This is a genomic window from Hydrogenophaga sp. (genome assembly GCF_011390835.1).
GTDB lineage: Bacteria > Pseudomonadota > Gammaproteobacteria > Burkholderiales > Burkholderiaceae_C > Hydrogenophaga.
Genome location: NZ_JAABRQ010000007.1, coordinates 11,774 through 28,602, shown reverse-complemented (window position 1 = coordinate 28,602; position 16,829 = coordinate 11,774). Strand labels below are relative to the sequence as shown.

General features: G+C 66.2%; 21 protein-coding genes. 16 read left to right on the top strand and 5 right to left on the bottom strand.

The features are described from left to right. The first annotated feature begins 32 nt into the window (after window positions 1-32). From GPT34_RS06045 to GPT34_RS06025, 5 genes are all read left to right on the top strand, one after another. The gene (locus tag GPT34_RS06045) at window positions 33-1,004 is read left to right on the top strand and encodes a DUF58 domain-containing protein (protein ID WP_291010358.1); all 972 of its coding nucleotides are present in this window, start codon (window positions 33-35) and stop codon (window positions 1,002-1,004) included. 154 nt (window positions 1,005-1,158) lie between these two features. Then, window positions 1,159-3,186 carry a DUF3488 and transglutaminase-like domain-containing protein gene (locus tag GPT34_RS06040; RefSeq protein WP_291010357.1) on the top strand — a complete coding sequence of 676 codons (2,028 nt, stop codon included), beginning with the start codon at window positions 1,159-1,161 and terminating at the stop codon, window positions 3,184-3,186. 155 nt (window positions 3,187-3,341) lie between these two features. Next, the gene (mltB, locus tag GPT34_RS06035) at window positions 3,342-4,268 is read left to right on the top strand and encodes a lytic murein transglycosylase B (protein WP_291010442.1); all 927 of its coding nucleotides are present in this window, start codon (window positions 3,342-3,344) and stop codon (window positions 4,266-4,268) included. A gap of 13 nt (window positions 4,269-4,281) precedes the next feature. Continuing rightward, complete coding sequence (locus GPT34_RS06030) at window positions 4,282-5,148, top strand: peptidoglycan DD-metalloendopeptidase family protein (RefSeq protein ID WP_291010356.1); 867 nt, start codon at window positions 4,282-4,284, stop codon at window positions 5,146-5,148. A gap of 159 nt (window positions 5,149-5,307) precedes the next feature. Next, window positions 5,308-5,739, top strand: coding sequence for a phage tail protein (locus GPT34_RS06025; RefSeq protein ID WP_291010355.1), 432 nt, complete (start codon window positions 5,308-5,310; stop codon window positions 5,737-5,739). 39 nt (window positions 5,740-5,778) lie between these two features. Here the strand turns inward: GPT34_RS06025 and GPT34_RS06020 are convergent, their stop codons facing one another. Next, on the bottom strand, window positions 5,779-6,492 hold the full coding sequence (locus GPT34_RS06020) for an SOS response-associated peptidase family protein (RefSeq protein ID WP_291010354.1): 714 nt from the start codon (window positions 6,490-6,492) through the stop codon (window positions 5,779-5,781). Window positions 6,493-6,547: 55 nt separating this feature from the next. Between GPT34_RS06020 and GPT34_RS06015 the strand changes: the two genes are divergently transcribed. From GPT34_RS06015 to GPT34_RS05970, 10 genes are all read left to right on the top strand, one after another. Beyond that, a complete protein-coding gene (locus GPT34_RS06015) occupies window positions 6,548-7,021 on the top strand; it encodes a YeeE/YedE thiosulfate transporter family protein (protein ID WP_291010353.1) in 474 nt (157 codons plus the stop codon). Then, window positions 7,018-7,479: a DUF6691 family protein gene (locus tag GPT34_RS06010; protein WP_291010352.1), complete on the top strand. Its 462-nt coding sequence runs from the start codon at window positions 7,018-7,020 to the stop codon at window positions 7,477-7,479. Before GPT34_RS06015 ends, GPT34_RS06010 begins: the two co-directional genes overlap by 4 nt. Window positions 7,480-7,486: 7 nt before the next feature. Next, complete coding sequence (locus GPT34_RS06005) at window positions 7,487-8,116, top strand: DUF938 domain-containing protein (protein WP_291010351.1); 630 nt, start codon at window positions 7,487-7,489, stop codon at window positions 8,114-8,116. 37 nt (window positions 8,117-8,153) lie between these two features. Further along, window positions 8,154-8,621: a TerB family tellurite resistance protein gene (locus GPT34_RS06000; protein ID WP_291010350.1), complete on the top strand. Its 468-nt coding sequence runs from the start codon at window positions 8,154-8,156 to the stop codon at window positions 8,619-8,621. A 116-nt stretch (window positions 8,622-8,737) separates the two neighbouring features. After that, window positions 8,738-9,196 carry an RcnB family protein gene (locus tag GPT34_RS05995; RefSeq protein ID WP_291010349.1) on the top strand — a complete coding sequence of 153 codons (459 nt, stop codon included), beginning with the start codon at window positions 8,738-8,740 and terminating at the stop codon, window positions 9,194-9,196. 165 nt (window positions 9,197-9,361) lie between these two features. Beyond that, window positions 9,362-10,309 carry a nitronate monooxygenase gene (locus tag GPT34_RS05990; RefSeq protein ID WP_291010348.1) on the top strand — a complete coding sequence of 316 codons (948 nt, stop codon included), beginning with the start codon at window positions 9,362-9,364 and terminating at the stop codon, window positions 10,307-10,309. A gap of 108 nt (window positions 10,310-10,417) precedes the next feature. Continuing rightward, complete coding sequence (locus GPT34_RS05985) at window positions 10,418-10,960, top strand: DsbC family protein (protein WP_291010347.1); 543 nt, start codon at window positions 10,418-10,420, stop codon at window positions 10,958-10,960. A gap of 61 nt (window positions 10,961-11,021) precedes the next feature. Next, a complete protein-coding gene (locus GPT34_RS05980; RefSeq protein ID WP_291010346.1) occupies window positions 11,022-11,162 on the top strand; it encodes a hypothetical protein in 141 nt (46 codons plus the stop codon). Window positions 11,163-11,172: 10 nt separating this feature from the next. Beyond that, a complete protein-coding gene (locus GPT34_RS05975) occupies window positions 11,173-11,454 on the top strand; it encodes a DUF427 domain-containing protein (RefSeq protein ID WP_291010345.1) in 282 nt (93 codons plus the stop codon). Between the two features lie 82 nt (window positions 11,455-11,536). Next, window positions 11,537-12,511 (top strand): VCBS repeat-containing protein, encoded by a 975-nt coding sequence (locus tag GPT34_RS05970; RefSeq protein WP_291010344.1) that lies wholly within the window; start codon window positions 11,537-11,539, stop codon window positions 12,509-12,511. A 6-nt stretch (window positions 12,512-12,517) separates the two neighbouring features. On the opposite strand, the gene GPT34_RS05965 is transcribed toward GPT34_RS05970, so the two are convergent. From GPT34_RS05965 to ylqF, 3 genes are all read right to left on the bottom strand, one after another. Further along, complete coding sequence (locus GPT34_RS05965) at window positions 12,518-13,111, bottom strand: NAD(P)H-dependent oxidoreductase (protein WP_291010343.1); 594 nt, start codon at window positions 13,109-13,111, stop codon at window positions 12,518-12,520. Window positions 13,112-13,195: 84 nt separating this feature from the next. After that, window positions 13,196-13,597, bottom strand: a complete 402-nt coding sequence (locus GPT34_RS05960) for a carboxymuconolactone decarboxylase family protein (protein ID WP_291010342.1) — start codon at window positions 13,595-13,597, stop codon at window positions 13,196-13,198. Window positions 13,598-13,618: 21 nt separating this feature from the next. Next, complete coding sequence (gene ylqF, locus GPT34_RS05955; protein ID WP_291010341.1) at window positions 13,619-14,599, bottom strand: ribosome biogenesis GTPase YlqF; 981 nt, start codon at window positions 14,597-14,599, stop codon at window positions 13,619-13,621. A gap of 156 nt (window positions 14,600-14,755) precedes the next feature. On the opposite strand from ylqF, the gene GPT34_RS05950 reads away from it, so the two are divergent. After that, complete coding sequence (locus GPT34_RS05950) at window positions 14,756-15,226, top strand: SRPBCC family protein (protein ID WP_291010340.1); 471 nt, start codon at window positions 14,756-14,758, stop codon at window positions 15,224-15,226. A 16-nt stretch (window positions 15,227-15,242) separates the two neighbouring features. Here GPT34_RS05950 and gshA read toward each other — a convergent pair whose 3' ends face one another. Further along, window positions 15,243-16,799 (bottom strand): glutamate--cysteine ligase, encoded by a 1,557-nt coding sequence (gene gshA / locus GPT34_RS05945; protein ID WP_291010339.1) that lies wholly within the window; start codon window positions 16,797-16,799, stop codon window positions 15,243-15,245. Window positions 16,800-16,829 lie beyond the last annotated feature (30 nt).

The following is a 16,829-nucleotide window of genomic DNA, read 5'->3' as shown; positions in this document are numbered from 1 at the left end:
GATTGGCATCAACCTCGCCTTGGCGCCACCCGATGCGGGCGGCCCGCGCTCGGCTGCGGCGCTGGTTCCACAACCGCCTGCCCGCCACCGATACGCTCTCGCTGACGCAGCGCAATGTCTACATCCTGCCAACCCGACCGGGCTGGATGCTGGCTTTCACGTTACTGGTGCTGCTGGTGGGCAGCATCAACTACCAGCTCAACCTGGGGTACCTGCTTACTTTTTTGCTGGCGGGCAGCGCGGTGGTGGGCATGCACGTCTGCCACGGCAACCTGCGCGGCCTCACCTTGCACCTGAGTCCGCCGGCACCAGTGCACGCGGGCCAGCCGGTCGCGCTGGACATTCGCCTGAGCAGCGATCGCAAGCGACCCCGCTATGGCCTCGGTCTGGGCGTGGTGACGACGGGCAGCGAACCGCCTCATCTGGCCTGGATCGACGTGCCCGCCCAGGGCAGTGCGGTGCTCCAGGTGGCCTGGCGGGCTCCACGGCGTGGGCTGCAAACGCTGCCGCCCGTCACTGCCCAGACCCTGTTCCCACTCGGCACCTTCCGCGTCTGGACCGTGTGGCGACCGGCCGCGCAGGTCCTGGTTTACCCCGCGCCGGAGGCCCACGCTCCGCCGCTGCCGCCCGGCGAGCCGCTGGGCGGGCCCGCCAGCGGCGCGCGCGCGCAGAGCACAGGAGAATTCGATGGCGTGCGCGCCTACCGCCGAGGCGACCCGATGAAGGCGGTGGTCTGGAAAAAAGCAGCGCAGGCCTTTGCCAACGGGCGCGACCAGCTCGTGAGCCGCGAAGCGCAGAACGCCCAGCGCCAGCAACTATGGCTGGATCACGCCCGGTGCGGCTCGAACGATCTGGAAACCCGTCTGTCGCGCCTCACGGCATGGGTGTTACTGGCCGAACGGCTGGGGTTGGACTACGGCCTGCGACTGCCCGGCCGGGTCATCCCGCCCGATCAGGGCATGAGCCACCGCAATCGCTGCTTGGAGGCGATGGCCACGGTATGAGCAAGCACCCCCTATTCCGCTTCGCGTATTTCCCCTCTCCTGCGGGAGATGGACGCAGCCTGTGGCTCGGCGGAGCCGGTTCCACGGCTGCCCTGAATGAGGCACTTTCTCCGGATACGTTGGGGCGCTCCGCCGTGCCGCTCCGCTGCTTCTCATGAAACAGTCTGCCCTGAGCAGCCTTGGCTCCTCATTGCCTCGCGAAGCGCGCGACACGCTGTTTCTGCTCGCCGTGATCGGCTGGGTGGTGTTCATGCAGGTGGCGCACATCCCCTGGTGGTGCACTGTGCTGACCGCGGGTGTGTTGATCTGGCGCGGTCGGCTCGCGGTGCGCAACCAGCCGCTGCCCGGCTGGCCGTGGCGACTGGGCCTGCTGCTGATCACGTTGGTGGCGACCTGGTTCACCCACCAGACGCTGCTCGGGCGCGACGCGGGCGTGACGCTGGTGGTGGTGTTGCTTGCGCTCAAGACGCTGGAGCTGCGGGCGCGGCGCGATGCGTTTGTGGTCTTTTTCCTCGCCTTCTTTGCTCTGCTCACACACTTCTTCTATTCGCAGTCGCTGCTGACCGCGGCTGGCATCCTGATCGCGCTGCTGGGCCTCTTGACCGCGCTGGTCAACGCCCACCTGCCAGTGGGTCGCCCGCCCTTGATGCAGTCGGCCCGCATCGCTGGCGGCATGGCGCTGCTGGGCGCGCCCATCATGCTGGTGCTGTTCCTGCTGTTTCCGCGCATGGCTCCGTTGTGGGGCCTGCCCGACGACGGTATGACCGGGCGCAGTGGTCTCTCCAATAGCATGCGGGTCGGTGAGATCGCCAAGCTGGTGATCGACGACCGCACCGCCCTGCGCGTTCGCTTTGAAGACCGGCCCCCGCCGCAGGCCCGGCTGTATTTCCGCGGCCCGGTGCTGAGCGACTTCGACGGCGTGGAATGGCGCCCTTTGCGCTCCGGGTTCCCGGCGCAGATGGCCTTGCCCGCCAACCTGCAGGTGGCCGGCGAGCCGGTGCGCTACCAGGTGACGATGGAGCCCAACCAGCGGCCCTGGCTTTTTGTGCTGGAGGCCACGCCCGAGGCGCCTCGCCTGCCCAGCGGCCAGGCCAGCATGACGGCCGATCTTCAGTGGCGAACCGATCGGCCGGTGAGCGAGCGGGTCCGATTTGATGCGGTGAGCTATCCCCAGTTTCGCCACGGGCCGACGCAACAGGTGGTGGCGCTGCAGGACCACCTGGAACTGCCGCCGGGCTACAACCCGCGCACCCTGACCCTGGCCCAGCAGCTGCGGCGCGAGTTCGGCGCCGGGCCACAGAACGCGCCTGCGCTGGTGGATGCGGTGATGAACCGGCTGCGCACCGGCGGCTATGCCTACACGCTGGAGCCTGGTGTGTACGGCGCCAACACCGCTGATGAATTCTGGTTCGACCGGCGCGAGGGCTTCTGTGAACACATCGCCTCCAGCTTCGTGATACTGATGCGCGCAATGGACATTCCGGCGCGTCTGGTGACGGGCTACCAGGGAGGCGAACTCAATGGCGTTGATGGTTACTGGACGGTTCGACAACGTGATGCCCACGCCTGGACCGAGGTCTGGCTGCAGGACCAGGGGTGGGTGCGGGTAGACCCGACATCGGCCGTCGCACCGGGGCGCATCGGCTCGCTGGAGCGGCTGCGTGCGCCCGAAGGCCTGTTCGCTGGCGCGGTCCGCACCCTCAACCCGACCTTGAGCGCTCAGCTACGTGACTTCTGGGAAGCGGTCAACAGCGGCTGGGACCAGTGGGTGTTGAACTACACCCAGGGTCGGCAGCTCAACCTGCTCAAAAACCTCGGATTCTCTGCGCCGAGCTGGACCGACCTGGCCTATGTGCTGATCGGCGTGGTGGTGCTGGTGAGCCTGGTCGGCGCAGCCTGGACCCTGTGGGAACGCCAGCAGCGCGACCCTTGGTTGCGCCTGCTGCGCCGCGCCCACCGCCGGCTGCAGCGCCTGGGCTTGCAATCCAGCGAGCAGCTGCCGCCACGCGGCCTGGCGCAGCAAGTGATTCAACAATGGGGGGAAACCCCGTTTGCGCGGTCGCTCAGCGCCTGGTTGCTGCGCCTGGAAGCCCAGCGCTACGCGCGGGGCAGTCCATTGACGCTGGCTACACTACAAAATGAATTCCAGCAACTGAACTGGCCCAGGGAGCCCAAGCGTTGAACGTCCACCTTTATTCACCCACCACGCGCCGCCTCGCGCTGCTGGGCTTTGCTGCCTTCGGTGCACTTTCATGGACAGCACAGGCCAGTGCCCAGACGCCGGCCAAGTCAAGGCCTGCGGTTGCTGACTATACGTACGGACAGAGCGAGGCCGCCATGGCCTTCGCCGACGACCTGGCCAGCCGGCGCGATCTGGATCCAGTCTGGGTGCGGGCGCAAATCGGTCAGGCTCAGCGCCTGCCCCAGGTCGCGCGCCTGATGGCCCCTGCCCCACGGGGCACGGCCAAAAACTGGACTGCCTACCGAGCGCGCTTCGTCGAGCCGGTGCGGTTGCGCGCCGGGCAGCGGTTCTGGGAAGAGAACCGCGAGACGCTGGCCCGCGCCGAAGCCGAATTTGGCGTACCCGCCAGCCTAATCGTGGGCGTGATCGGGGTGGAGACGCTGTGGGGTCAACACACCGGCAATTTCCGCGTCATCGATGCACTGACCACGCTGGCCTTTGACTTCCCCGCCAGCCACCCGCGCGCCGCCGCCCGAAGTGAGTTCTTCCTTGGCGAATTGGAGCAGTTCCTGAGCCTCACACGGCGCGCCGAGCTCGATCCACAAAGCTTGCGCGGCAGCTACGCCGGCGCCATGGGCTGGCCGCAGTTCATGCCCAGCAGCTGGGTGAAGTACGCCATCGACTTCGATGGCAACGGCAAGGTCGATCTGTTCAACAGCCCGGCCGACATCATCGGCTCGGTGGCTCACTACTTCCAGGCTTTTGGCTGGCAGCCCGGTCAGCCTACCCACTACGCCGTCAACCTGAGCGCGACCGCCGATCTCGACGCCCTGCTCGCACCCGACATCCTGCCCACCTTCAGTGTCGCCAGCTTCACCGCCAAAGGCGCGCAGCTGGATGTGCCTGCCCTGCAGCACACGGGCAAGCTGGCGCTGGTGGAGCTGGAAAACGGCGACGCGCCGCGAAGCTACGTGGCTGGCACCGACAACTTCTACGTCGTCACCCGCTACAACTGGAGCAGCTACTACGCCATGGCGGTGATCGAGCTGGGCGAGACAATTGCTGCCCAGATGCGGCCGTGACCCTGCGCGCCGCATGACGCCCTGGCAAACGCACCGGCGCTGCACCCTGCTGGGTGTACTAGGCGCCCTGCTGTTGCCTTCCAGCGCCTGGTCGGCAGACGCGGAGCCCTGGCCTCGCGTCTCGGCCGTGCCGGGCGGGCTGGTGCGGCTGCCCCTGGGGCCTGCGCCCACCCGTCCCGAGGCCTCAGCTGAAGGAATACCGCTGCTGGTACTAGGCTCGCCCGAAGGCTGGACGACGCTCATCGGCGTCCCCCTTGCCGCACCGGTGGGTGAGGCCAGCATCGAGTTGCGCATGCCCGACGAGACCCCCCGCCGCGTGGGCTACACCATCGAGCCCAAACGCTACGCCGAACAGCGACTGCGCGTGGCGCCGCGCACAGTCGATCTTTCGCCTGAAGACCTGGCGCGCTTCGAGCGCGAACGCGCGCGACAAGCCGCCATCATCGCCACGAGGAGCGAAGCACCGACAGCCTGGGATGCGCAGGCCGACGCGTTGCAAATGCAGGTGCCGGTGCCGGGTCCGCGGTCCAGCTCGTTTGGTTTGCGTCGGGTGTTCAACGGCCAGCCACGCAATCCCCACAGTGGCATGGACATCGCCGCGCCCAGCGGCACGCCGGTGGCGGCACCGCTGGCCGCGCGCGTGATCGATACTGGGGACTATTTTTTCAACGGCCAGACCGTCTGGCTCGACCATGGTGGCGGCCTGCTGAGCATGGTGTGCCACCTGAGTGCCATCGACGTCGCCGTGGGCGACGCGCTGGAAGCGGGTCAGCGAGTGGGTGCGGTGGGTGCCACTGGCCGCGTCACTGGCCCCCATTTGCACTGGGGCGTGATGCTCAACCGCACGATGGTCGACCCCGCGCTCTTCATCACCAACTGACCCGTCCCCCAGACTCACCCGCGGGAGGGATGCAGCAGAAGGGTATTTGCGATAGCCTGAGCACATAGCCCGATTCGCCTATCCACCCACCCAGAAGCACGCGCCATGCGCCCACCCGCTCTTGCTGCCTGGCTCTGGAATCACCTGAGGAGATGGTTCATGAACCCAAGCCTATGCAACAACCACTTTCAAGTCGAGTGGGGCGGTCGGCGCATCAGTTTCATATCGGTGAGTGGCCTGTCGACCGAGGTCGAAGTCACCCCCTTTCGCGAGAGCGCCTCCCGTGATGGTGTCGCGCGAGCAGTGCCAGGCCTGCAGCGTTTTTCACCGGTGGTGCTGACGCGATCCATCGAGCCGGGTGACAACGATTTCTTCCAGTGGATGAGCACGGTGCGCGGGAGTGAGGCCGAGCGGCGCGACGTGAGCATCCGCCTGCTCAATGCCGTCCACGAGCCGGTGGTGACCTGGCGGCTGAGCAGCGCTTTTCCATCGCGGCTCGATTACGGCCCGCTCAACGCCTTGTCCAGCGAGGTCGCCACCGAGTCGCTGACCCTGGTGCATGAAGGTCTGGTGGTTCAGCACGCCGGCTGAATCCGCGCAGCTGCCACTTGGCCACCCACCACGGTGGCGTCACAGATCCAGTGAGGCCTGCGAGGTATCGGTCGGCTGCGAGCGCTGCGCAACGGCGCGCGGCGCCGGCTCACCCATCAACCCGTCGGGCAAGGCACTCGCCAACAGCGCTTTTGCTTCATCCACCGAAGCACTCAACCAGTCACTGAAAGCCTGCGGCGGCACCACCACCAGGAGCCGCTTTTCGTCGCCCGGCCGGTGCATGCGCCGCAGCACCGGGTGATCGTCCGCGTTCACCGTGAGCAGCGAAAAGCTCTGCACCAACTCGCCAGTGGCGGGATCGGCCCAGTGCTCGTGCAACCCAGCAGCGGCAAACGGTGCGGCGTCAGGCTGCTGCAGCCGCCAGCGCACCGCGCGTCCCGTTTCCCAGCAGGGTTCAAAGTAGTGCTCCATGGGCGCCAGGGCCCAGCGGCGTTCGCGCCAGGGCGATCGGTAGCTGGGCTTTTCAGCCACCGTCTCGCTGCGGGCGTTGTAGGTGCGTCGCGAGACCGTGCCGGCCTGCGCCGCGTCGCGGCACCAGCGTGGCACCAGGCCATAGCGCGCCAAGCTGCAAACCACCTCACCTGCTGGGTCGCGCCACAGTAAGGGTGCAACATAGCCGGGAAAGGTCTCGACCGGCCAGTTGTCGGTCGGCAGCACCACCGGCCCCAGCCCACCGATCTCGGCCAGTGAAACCAGGTGCGTCGGCGTGGCAGGCGTGTAGTTGGTGCACATGGTTTTGATTGTCGCCGCCAGCAGGCAGTTGGCCGCGTGGGGATAATGCCCCGCCATGACTCTCCTCCACGACCTTTTCCCATTCGGCTGGCCACACTATCTGATCGGCGGCCTGATCATCGGCAGCGGCGTGGCGCTGCTGTTCGTGTTGACGGGTCTGGTCGGCGGCATGAGCACGGTGTTCAGCTCCACCTGGTCGTGGGCGGTGAAAGCGCCGTTTTTTCATCAGCTTCGCTTCACCAGCTCCCGCGTCTGGCGGCTGGTGTATGCCGCGGGGCTGGTGCTCGGCGCAGGGATCTGGTGGCTCACCATGGGGGGTGGCGAAGCGCTGCGCACCGAGGTGCCGGTGGGCCTGCTGCTGGTCGGTGGCTTCTTCGTCGGCTATGGCGCAAGGCTGGGCAATGGCTGCACCTCGGGCCACGGCATCTGCGGTCTGGGCTCGCTGCAGCTGCCTTCGCTGCTGGCGGTGCTCACCTTCATGGGCACCGCCTTCCTCACCGCCAACCTCGTTGGGTGGTGGCTGGCATGAGCGCGGTGATGCCAGAGGCCAACGCCCTTCCGCCCGCGGCTGGTTCTGTCGGGCGCCTGCGCGAGCTCGTGGTGGTGCTGGTGTGCGGCGTCCTGTTCGGCTTCGGCCTGGCGCTCTCGACGATGGTGCAGCCCGAGGTGGTGCTGGGCTTTCTGCGCTTCCAGGACTGGGGCCTGATGCTGGTCATGGGTGGCGCGGTGGTGGTCACGCTGCTGGCCTACCAGCTGGTGCCGATCTGGCTCGGCCGACCGCTGCTGGGCGAGCGATTCCACACCCACGTGGCGACCTGGAACCGGGACACCCTTCGGGGATCGGCGCTGTTCGGCGTGGGCTGGGGACTTTGCGGCGTGTGTCCAGGCCCGGCGATCGCAGGCCTGGGCACCGGCAACTGGACGCTGCTCTGGGCTCTGGCCGGCATCGCGCTGGGTGCGCTCGCCCAGGGTCTGCGCGCACGCTGAAGCAACGATGAACCTGCCTTTCAGCCCGGCGGCCGAGCGCAACCAGCAAGTCATTCTCGAGCGGCTGCAGGCACTGCTGCCCGACTCTGGCAGCGCCCTGGAAATCGCCTCGGGCACCGGTCAACACGCGGTGGGGTTCGCGCAGCACCTGCCGGGCTGGCGCTGGCAACCGAGCGAGGCCGACGAAGCGCTGGTGAGCGCCATCGATGCGCGCGTGCAAATCGCGGGCTTGCAAGCGCGGGTGCGCCCCGCCCTTCGGCTCGATGTACTCGCCCGCTCCTGGCCCATCCAATGTGACGGCCAACCCGAGGCGTTTGACCTGATCTTCTGCGCCAACTTGCTGCACATCTCGCCCTGGCCGGTGTGCGAGGGGCTGATGCATGGCGCAGCAACGCATCTCGCCCCCGAAGGCCGACTGGTCACCTACGGGCCTTACCTGGAAGACGGCGTGCCCACTGCGCCGGGTAACCAGGCGTTTGACGCCAGCCTGCGCGCAAACAATGCGGCCTGGGGTATACGCCGGCTCGAAGCCGTGGCGCAACAAGCGCAAGCGACGGGCCTGGCGCTGCGCGAGCGATACGCCATGCCCGCCAACAACCTGCTGGTGGTGTGGGCTCGGGAACCTGCGGCCTATTGACCCGCTCCATCTCTCTGTTTTCTCGCTAACACCCACCATGTTGAAACTCCTCCAAGACTTCCTGACCAATCTCACCGAAGGCGCCCCGACCAGCTCGCCCCAAGAGCAGGAGCACCAGCTGCAGCTCGCCACAGCGGTGCTGCTGGTTGAGGTGCTGCGTGCCGAACCCACGCTGGATGCGGCTGAGCGGGCGACCGTGGTGACGGCACTGCACAACAAGTTCAGCTTGCGCGACGACGAGATCGCCGCGCTGATCGAGCTGGCTCAGGACACCGCGCAGACTGCCTACGACTACCAGCGCTTCACCAGTCAGCTCAACGAGCGCTTCACCCAAGACCAGAAGATCCGCGTGGTCGAAGCGATGTGGCGGGTGGCCTATGCCGACGCGCATCTAGACGCCCACGAGAACCACGTGATCAGCAAGGTGGCGGGGCTGCTGCACGTGACGCATGGTGAATACATCGCTGCCAAGCTGCGCGCCAAGGAAACCGCCGGACTGAGTTGAGGCGAGCTCGGCGCCACACAGTCCGCAACCGATCTTTGCAAATCTGGGGCTGCGCTTTACCGTGGCGACACAAGGCACATCCAACATGCAGACACCCCAACCCCAGGAGTGTCCCCATGAAATCCACCTCACTGATCAGCGCCATCGTCGCAGCCACCATCGGCATGAGCGCGCTGCCTGCGTTTGCCCAGCAGGACAGCCGTCGCGACAAGCCCCGCGCTGAAATCGTTCAGCAACCTCGCCAAGACAACCGCGTTGAGCGGCGCGAAGACCGCCGGGAAGACCGCTACGAGCGCCGTGCTGACCGGCGAGATGATCGCTACGACAGACGCGATGCCCGCCGCGACATGCGGCAAGATCAGCGTCGCTACTACTACAACGCACGCGGCCCGGAGTTCCGGCGCGGCGCCTACCTGCCGCGCGAGTACCGCAACCGGCAATATGTGGTGGTAAACCACCGTGCACATCGCCTGGCGCCACCGCCCCGGGGTCAGCAGTGGGTGCAGGTGGGCGGCGACTATGTGCTGGTCGCCATTGCCACCGGCATCATCGCCAGCATCATCCTGGCCCATTGATCTCGACCTAGGTTGCCAGAGCAGCGCATGAGGCTGCCGGGCTGAGGCCTGGCAGCCTCTTTGTGCATCCCACATGCGGCGTTGCCGAACGCGGTAACGCGAGCGACAAGGGTCTCGGTGCAATCGCTTCAACAATGTGCGGTTGCCGTGATCCACAGGAGCCCCATGCTGCCAACCCCCAACCGCGTGCTCGCCCACACCGGCGCGCGCTACCCCATCGTCCAGGCCCCCATGGGCTGGATCGCCCGTTTTCCGCTCGCCTCGGCCGTCTCGCGCGCCGGTGGCCTGGGCATCATCGAAACTTCTTCTGGCGAAACCGCCAACTGCCAGGCCGAGATCACCAAGATGGCCGCCACCGGCCTGCCGTTTGGCGTCAACCTGCCGATCCGCTTCCTGAAAGATGACGCCATGCTGCGTTTTGTCTGCGACTCGGGCGTGAAGTTCGTGACCACCTCGGCCGGCAGCCCGGCCAAGTTCATCGCGCCGCTGAAAAGCGCGGGCATCACCGTCTACCACGCCGTGCCCACGGTCGAAACCGCGCTCAAGTGCGTGGATGCAGGCATCGACGGCCTGGTGGTCGAAGGAGCAGAGGGCGGTGGCTTCAAAAATCCGGAGGAGGTCTCCACACTGGTGTTGCTGCAAGCCATCCGGGCGCGGGCCGACGTGCCGATGATTGCTGCCGGCGGCATCGTGGATGGCCGCGGCATGGCTGCCGCTTTTGCACTGGGCGCTGAAGCCGTGCAGATGGGCACGCGCTTTGTCTGCAGTGCCGAGAGCCCGGTACACGACAACTTCAAGCAGGCCATCATCCAGGCCGGCGACACCGGCACCTGGGTGCTCAACAAAAAGGCCAGCCCCTGCATCCGCGCACTCAAGTCGCAACGCACCGCCGCGATTCACGAGGCCGGTGTGATGCCACCCGACACGTTTCACGGCATCCAGCGCGTGTATTTCGACGGCGACATGGAAGCCGCGCCGGCGCTGGCCGGCCAGAGCGCGGGGCTGATCACAGGCGTGAAAACCACGCAGCAGATCATCGACGAGATGGTGGCCGGCTTTTTCGAAACCACGGCGCGAATGGGTCAGATGGCGCAGGCACGCAGCTTCGGCTGAACCCGGACGGAAGCGGCGCGGCACAATGGGGTCATACCCGTTCTGCTTGTGCCGCAACCCAAGACCATGCCGACCTTTCGCACCCTCACCCTCCCCCTCCTCGCCGCCATGTGCTTGCTGCTGTCCGCCTGCTCGCCGCAGGACAGCGCGCCAGCATCCACCGCCGCGGCACCGATCGCCGCCGATCAGGCTCACAGCATCCTGGGCGCCGAGGGCAAGGGCTTCACCGTGGGCGCGCTCATGGGGGCCAATCCGGTCTACGTGCTGTTCGACCCCCAATGCCCCCACTGCGGCCACCTGTGGAACTCGTCACTGCCGCTGCACAACAAGGTCAAGTTTGTCTGGCTACCAGTGGCCATCATCAACGCCAAGAGTCTGCCCCAGGGCGCGGCTCTGATGCAGGCGGCCAACCCGCTGGAGACCATGACCCAGCACGAGCAGGCCTTGCTCGCTGGCCAGGGCGGTATGTCGGCTTCATCCAGCGTACCCGACGAGGTAGCCGAGGCCATCAAGGTCAACACCGGGCTGCTCAATCGACTGGGGGCGGACTCGGTGCCGTTCATCGTCGCGCGCCACCCGCAAACTGGCCAGGTCATCACCCGCACCGGGTCCATGGCGACGCAGGATCTGGCGAGCTTGCTGGGTCTCTGATTCCAGCACGTTTCTGGCTTAACATCGCTCGATTCGTCTCGAATCCTTATAGGAGAGTCTCATGGGCAAAGAACAGCGCAACGAAAAGATGGCCAAGAAACCGAAGAAGGACACTTCCGTGCCCAAGGGCCCGGTCACCTCGGACCGTCCTTCGCCGCCGATGACCTCGGTGATCCCGCGCGGCAAAGAGAAGACCAAATGAGGCAAGCCGCATGAAGGCGACCTGGAACGGTGTAGTCGTAGCTGAAAGTGACGACACGGTGCTGGTTGAGGGCAATCACTACTTTCCGGAGAGCTCGCTCAAGCGGGAATACGTGACCTTCAGCAACCACCGCACCAGTTGCCCCTGGAAGGGCCAGGCGCACTACCACTCGCTGCTGGTCAAGGGTGAGCTCAACCCCGACGCCGCCTGGTACTACCCCGAGCCCAAGCCCGAAGCGGAAAACATCCGTGGACGCGTGGCGTTCTGGAAAGGCGTGAAAGTCGCTGCCTGAGGGCCTGCGCTGGCGCCTGCTGGCGCCTGGCAGCGCCGTTGCCGCTGGACATGGTGTAAGACCCGACCGGGATGCGCGACCGATGGTCATGCTCCGTTTCCAGTACCTTCCCCTTTTCGCCTCCTGGGGCAAGCCCGCCTTGGTTGCCCTGCTCATCTGCCTGAGCCTGCAGCCCCTGGCCGCAACCGCCATGGGCTTGACTGTGGCCCCTCGGGCCCAGTCCTGTCTCCCCATCGAGCGCCTCGCCCACCGCACACAGCCCCTGCCCGCTGAAGCGCAGCAGCGCATCCCCGACAGCCAGGCGGTGGCCGGGAAGCACGATCTGGCCTGGGTCTGGCTCGGGTCCCCCACCCGGCGCTACCCGCATGGTGCACTGGGCTCGCCGGTGCACGCGGGCAGCGTGCACGCCCAGGTGACATCCAGCAGCGGCGCCTGGCATATCGTCGAGCTGGTGCTGCCGCTGAACAGGGTTTATGAGGACAGGGTGCCGCGCATCGTGGATCTGGACCGCGACGGGCGCGAGGAAATCCTGCTGATCGAAGCCGACGCCTTGCGCGGCGCTTCGCTGGTGGTGCTGGGTCTAGACCGAACCCAAGACCAGCCCCGGCTGGTCGAGCGCGCACGAGGTCCTTCCGCCGGCTCCACCTTTCGGTGGCTCAACCCGGTGGGCGTAGCCGACTTCGATGGCGACGGCCAGCTCGACCTCGCCACCGTGACCACGCCTCACATCGGCGGTGTGCTGCAACTGCTGCACTTCCGACCACCGGCCCTGGTGCCCTTTGCGCGCATGCTCGATGTGTCCAACCACCGCATGGGCGCTCTGGAGCAAGACCTGGCGGTGATCGTGATGCAGCCCGACCAGCGCCCCACCATCGTGCTGCCCGACATGACCCGCCGCGCGCTGCACGCGCTGCGCTGGGACGCGCCGGGTCAGTGGACCGAACTGGCCGACCTGAAACCCCTACCCAGCCTCATCGAACGGCTCGCGCCACTGCCCCAAGGCGCCTGCGCCACATTGTCAGACGGCCGAGCGCTGCGCATCACGCTGACCCACTGAATGCGCTCAAGCCCCGTCTCGACCGAGCTTGCGCAGCCGGGCCTTCCATTTGGCCACGCCTTTTTCGCCGAGCTGATCGACCATCCCGATCAGCGTTTCGTTGACCGGCGCAAAGCCCACAAAACCCAGGATGTTGCGCTCCAACGATTTGACACTGTGCGCACGGTAGAACCAGCGGTAGGCCAGCGCCGGCATGCCCATGGTCACCACCACCCGCGCCGAGCGGCCCGACAGCGGCTTGTGGCCAAAGGGCTTGGCGCCCTCCGGGCCCACCGCAAATCCAGGCCGCGCCACCTGCTCCAAAAAGGCCTTGAGCAGCGCGGGCATGTCACCCAACCAGAGCGGGAAAAAGATCACCACATGTTGCGCCCAGGCGATGTCATCCTGCGCCGGTTTGAGCGCGGGTGGCACAGGCTCGTGGTTCCAGGCCTGCGCAGTTCGCAACACCGGAAAGTCGAGCGCCCCCACACGCAGGCGGCGCACCGCGTGCCCGGCAGCGTGAGCCCCTTCGGCGTAGGCGTCGACCAGGGTTCGATTGAGGTGCTGGCTTACCGTGTCGGGGTGGCCTTCGATGAGCAGGATACGGCGGGTGTCGGTCATTTCAAATCCTCCGAAGCGCAGAATTCTTCATGCTCTCACCGCTCCAGCCGATGTGCCTTGATGCGCGTCAAGACCGTCTGGCGATCAGCCCCGGTCGAACACCGGGTCCAGCGGCACCTGCAAACCGGTGGCGAGCTGGTTGGTCTTGGCCGCCAGCATGACGATGGACAGCAGCTCTGCATGCTGCTCAGGGGTCATGCCTTTGGCGGCGGCTGCGGCGGTGTGCGAGTGCACGCAGTAGCTGCAGCCATTGATGATGGACGCGGTGATGTAGACCATTTCCTTGGTCAGGGGGTCCAAACTGGAAGGCGTGGCCATGACGCGCTTGACCTCGGCCCAGGTCGTCTCCAACAAGCTCGCGTCGAACGCCAGGTAACGCCAGAGGTTGTTGATGAAGTCGGTCTGGCGCGTGGCGCGGATGTCGTCAAACACGGCCTTCACCCGGGGATCGGATTCGGGATCGGCTGTGGGTGCGATGGTGGTCATGTGTTTGCTCCCATGAGGTGATCAGCGCGCGGCACGCTTGGGGGTGGGGGCGGCCGAGGTTTTTTTGGCCGGTTTGATGTGTCCTTTTTCGCGCAGACCGTGCTTGCGCGCATCGCTTTCGCGGTCCGCGGCCAGGCCAGCCCGCAACCAGGTATCAAACTGCGCGGGCGTCTCCAGCGTGATGCGGCCAATGTGCAGCGCCCGGAAGTCGGCGATCAGAAGCTCGGCGGCTTTCTGGCCGTTAACCTTGCCACCCGCGGCCAGCGCCCCCCGCTGCCTGCCGATGGCATCAAGCAGGTCTTCCTCTGCAGCAGCGGCGACGGCTTCGCTTGAAAGACCGAGCTGGTACCGGGCATCCAGCAATCGGGGGTAGTCGGTCTTGAGCTTGGCCAGCAACTCCCAGGCCACCTCCTTGTCGTCGTAAGCGTTGCGCCCCACCGCGCCGCTGGCAGCCAGGTTGAAGCCGCTCTCGGGCACGACGATGCGCGGCCAAAGCATGCCCGGGGTGTCATAGAGGTAAAAGTCATCGGCCAGGGCGATGCGCGACTCGCTGCGTGTGACGCCCGCCTCGTCGCCCGTCTTCGCCGCTCGCTTGCCCTTGAGTGTGTTGATCAGCGTGGACTTGCCCACGTTGGGGATGCCGCAGATCAGCACCCGCATCGGCTTGACCATGCCGCCGCGCAGGGGCGCCAGCTCGAAGCAGGCGTCGATCAGGGCCCGCGCCGGCGCGGTGTGGCTGGCGTCCAGTCCCAGTGCACGGGTCTGCGGCTGGGCGTTGTAGTGCGCCAGCCAGAGCGCGGTGCGCTCGGGGTCGGCCATGTCCTGCTTGTTGAGCACCTTGAGCGTGGGCCGGCTGCTGGTGAGCTCGGCCATGAGCGGGTTGGCGCTGGAGCCGGGCAGGCGCGCGTCGAGCATTTCGACCACCACGTCGATCGCTTTGACCCGCTCGGCAATCGCCTTGCGGGTGAGGTGCATGTGACCGGGAAACCACTGGATGCTCATGGACGACGTTCTCTTGGACAGCTTTGCACATTGTGCCGCGACCGGTTGGGGAGTTTTGAACACCCTCCCTAGCACCTTCGGGTTCGCCCGCGTCTGGCGAGGCTGGGTGCCATGCCAAAATGAATTTCCATCCCACCCACCCACAAGAGGCGACACATGAGCATCACCGTGAAGATTGATCTGGGCTACGAATTCGACGTCAAGGCGAAGGCCGGCGAGGTGTTCGACGTACTCTCGGATGTGCCGACCTCGGTCAGCCATTTCCCCAAGGTCGACAAGCTCACCGACATGGGCGATGGCGTCTACAAGTGGGAAATGGAGAAGGTGGGCACCTCGCAGGTGAACATCCAGACCGTTTATGCGAGCAAGTACGTGAGCGACAAGGCCAAGGGCACAGTGAAGTGGACACCGGTCAAGGGTGTGGGCAATGCGCTCGTCGGGGGCAACTGGAAGATCGTGGACAACAAGAAGTCGACCAACGTGACCCTGGCGATTCAGGGGGAGATCGACGTACCGCTGCCGGGCCTGATGAAGATGGTCGTGGCGCCGGTGGTCGAAGGCGAATTCGAAAAGCTGGTCGACAAGTACATCGCCAACCTCATCAAACGCTTCGGCGGCGAGGTCTGACGCCAGCGAGCTGGCTTCAGGCCAGCGCGGCCAACGCCTCCAGCTGCGGGCGCCCCAGGCGCGCCGGTGAGGTGTATTCCTGCCGATAAACCTCAAACGGCATGGTGTCGGCATCTTCGATTTTGCGCTGGTCTTCAATTGATTGAAGCGCCATCGCCTCGTACCGCGCTTGCTGTTTGGCGCTCCAGGGCAGCTGCAGCAGCCGATCCTGGGTCTGAGCCGAACAGGTGCGCACAAAGCTGGTGAACGAGTTGGCGTGCTCGTCGCGAATGGCCTTCAGCACCCGGGCGGAAGGCAGCGTCTCAGGCGCCAGCAAACGGGCACGGGCCTGCGCCACCGCCTCGGCGTGCAGCGCACCGCCGTGGGCCTCGTCGAGTGCGCGGGCAAAGGGCGCAAGCTCGTCCATGATCGCCAGACCCCAATCGGTCAGCAGCACCTCGGCACCGTCGCGCTGCAGACGCACGCCAGGCTCGCGGCCGCGGGCAGCGGTCTGTTGCTGGTTGTGGGCCAGTTCCTCGATCTCCGCGGGCGTATCGGGCGCGCTGTCGGTGAACAGGCAGTGCAGCAGGAACACATCGATGAAGCGCAGCGTGGCCGCATCGATGCCTACAGACTCGAACGGATTGAGGTCGAGCAGCCGCACCTCGACATACTCCACGCCGCGCTCGCGCAGCGCATGCAGCGGCCGCTCGCCCGGGTAGATCACGCGCTTGGGCCGGATGGTGCCGTAAAACTCGTTTTCGATCTGCAGCAGGCTGGTGGACAGCTGGTTGTAGTCACCGCCCGGGTTGCGCACACCGATGGCCTCGTACGCCGGCCAGGGCCGCGCCAGCGCATCGTGCAGCGAGGCAGCATAACCCTCCAGCCCGTTGTAGCTCACCGCGAGCGACGCCTGCGCCTCGCTCTGGTAGCCCAGGCGCCCCATGCGCAGCGAGGTGCCGTGCGGCATGTACAGCGAGCCGCTGCTGCCCAGGGGTTGCAGCTCGTGCTGGCGTCCGGCGACAAACGAGGAACACACCGCCGGAGAGGCACCGAACAGCGTGAGCAACAGAAAGGCATGGCGGCGGAAATTGCGGATCAGGCCGAAATAGCCTTCGTTGTCCACGCCGGGCAGCGACCAGTTGTAGTGAATGCCCGAGATGGTCTGCATGCGCCGGCCGTAGCGGTGGCCCAGGCCGATGCGGTACACGCTCTTGGCGCGTCCGACATTGGAAGAGCCATACAGGCCGATGGGAATGGTCTCGTCAGACGGCAGGCCACACGGCATGCTGGAGGCCCACATCATCTCGTCGCTGGTGTGCAGGCAACGGGCGGTGAACTGGTGGACTTCCGCCAGCTCGTCCAGGCAGGCGGCCACGCTGTCGTGCACGCCAGTGATCAGCTCCAGCTGCGATTCGCTGAAGTCAGTGGTGATGTGGGGATGGGTGAGCGCACTACCCAACGACTTGGGATGAGGCGTGAGCGCCAGCTTGCCGTCATGCTGGACGCGCAAGCTCTCCTTCTCAAGGCCGCGCCGCATACCTCGCAGCCGCTCTCCTGTCACGGCGGCGAGCCGTTGTTCCATAGTCGTCATACAAGGTGGTTTTCGAGTCCGGGGCCGGAA

Bases quoted from the DNA above. Each gene is read 5' to 3' on its own strand.
- GPT34_RS05980 (WP_291010346.1), top strand. From the start codon at position 11,022: ATGGGCAAAGAACAGCGCAACGAAAAGATGGCCAAGAAACCGAAGAAG.
- GPT34_RS05950 (WP_291010340.1), top strand. From the start codon at position 14,756: ATGAGCATCACCGTGAAGATTGATCTGGGCTACGAATTCGACGTCAAG.
- GPT34_RS05965 (WP_291010343.1), bottom strand. From the start codon at position 13,111: ATGACCGACACCCGCCGTATCCTGCTCATCGAAGGCCACCCCGACACG.
- GPT34_RS06025 (WP_291010355.1), top strand. From the start codon at position 5,308: ATGAACCCAAGCCTATGCAACAACCACTTTCAAGTCGAGTGGGGCGGT.
- GPT34_RS06040 (WP_291010357.1), top strand. From the start codon at position 1,159: ATGAAACAGTCTGCCCTGAGCAGCCTTGGCTCCTCATTGCCTCGCGAA.
- GPT34_RS05960 (WP_291010342.1), bottom strand. From the start codon at position 13,597: ATGACCACCATCGCACCCACAGCCGATCCCGAATCCGATCCCCGGGTG.
- GPT34_RS05975 (WP_291010345.1), top strand. From the start codon at position 11,173: ATGAAGGCGACCTGGAACGGTGTAGTCGTAGCTGAAAGTGACGACACG.
- gshA (WP_291010339.1), bottom strand. From the start codon at position 16,799: ATGACGACTATGGAACAACGGCTCGCCGCCGTGACAGGAGAGCGGCTG.
- GPT34_RS06030 (WP_291010356.1), top strand. From the start codon at position 4,282: ATGACGCCCTGGCAAACGCACCGGCGCTGCACCCTGCTGGGTGTACTA.
- GPT34_RS05970 (WP_291010344.1), top strand. From the start codon at position 11,537: ATGGTCATGCTCCGTTTCCAGTACCTTCCCCTTTTCGCCTCCTGGGGC.
- GPT34_RS06000 (WP_291010350.1), top strand. From the start codon at position 8,154: ATGTTGAAACTCCTCCAAGACTTCCTGACCAATCTCACCGAAGGCGCC.
- mltB (WP_291010442.1), top strand. From the start codon at position 3,342: ATGGCCTTCGCCGACGACCTGGCCAGCCGGCGCGATCTGGATCCAGTC.
- GPT34_RS06005 (WP_291010351.1), top strand. From the start codon at position 7,487: ATGAACCTGCCTTTCAGCCCGGCGGCCGAGCGCAACCAGCAAGTCATT.
- GPT34_RS06015 (WP_291010353.1), top strand. From the start codon at position 6,548: ATGACTCTCCTCCACGACCTTTTCCCATTCGGCTGGCCACACTATCTG.
- GPT34_RS05995 (WP_291010349.1), top strand. From the start codon at position 8,738: ATGAAATCCACCTCACTGATCAGCGCCATCGTCGCAGCCACCATCGGC.
- ylqF (WP_291010341.1), bottom strand. From the start codon at position 14,599: ATGAGCATCCAGTGGTTTCCCGGTCACATGCACCTCACCCGCAAGGCG.
- GPT34_RS06045 (WP_291010358.1), top strand. From the start codon at position 33: ATGCGGGCGGCCCGCGCTCGGCTGCGGCGCTGGTTCCACAACCGCCTG.
- GPT34_RS05990 (WP_291010348.1), top strand. From the start codon at position 9,362: ATGCTGCCAACCCCCAACCGCGTGCTCGCCCACACCGGCGCGCGCTAC.
- GPT34_RS06020 (WP_291010354.1), bottom strand. From the start codon at position 6,492: ATGTGCACCAACTACACGCCTGCCACGCCGACGCACCTGGTTTCACTG.
- GPT34_RS06010 (WP_291010352.1), top strand. From the start codon at position 7,018: ATGAGCGCGGTGATGCCAGAGGCCAACGCCCTTCCGCCCGCGGCTGGT.
- GPT34_RS05985 (WP_291010347.1), top strand. From the start codon at position 10,418: ATGTGCTTGCTGCTGTCCGCCTGCTCGCCGCAGGACAGCGCGCCAGCA.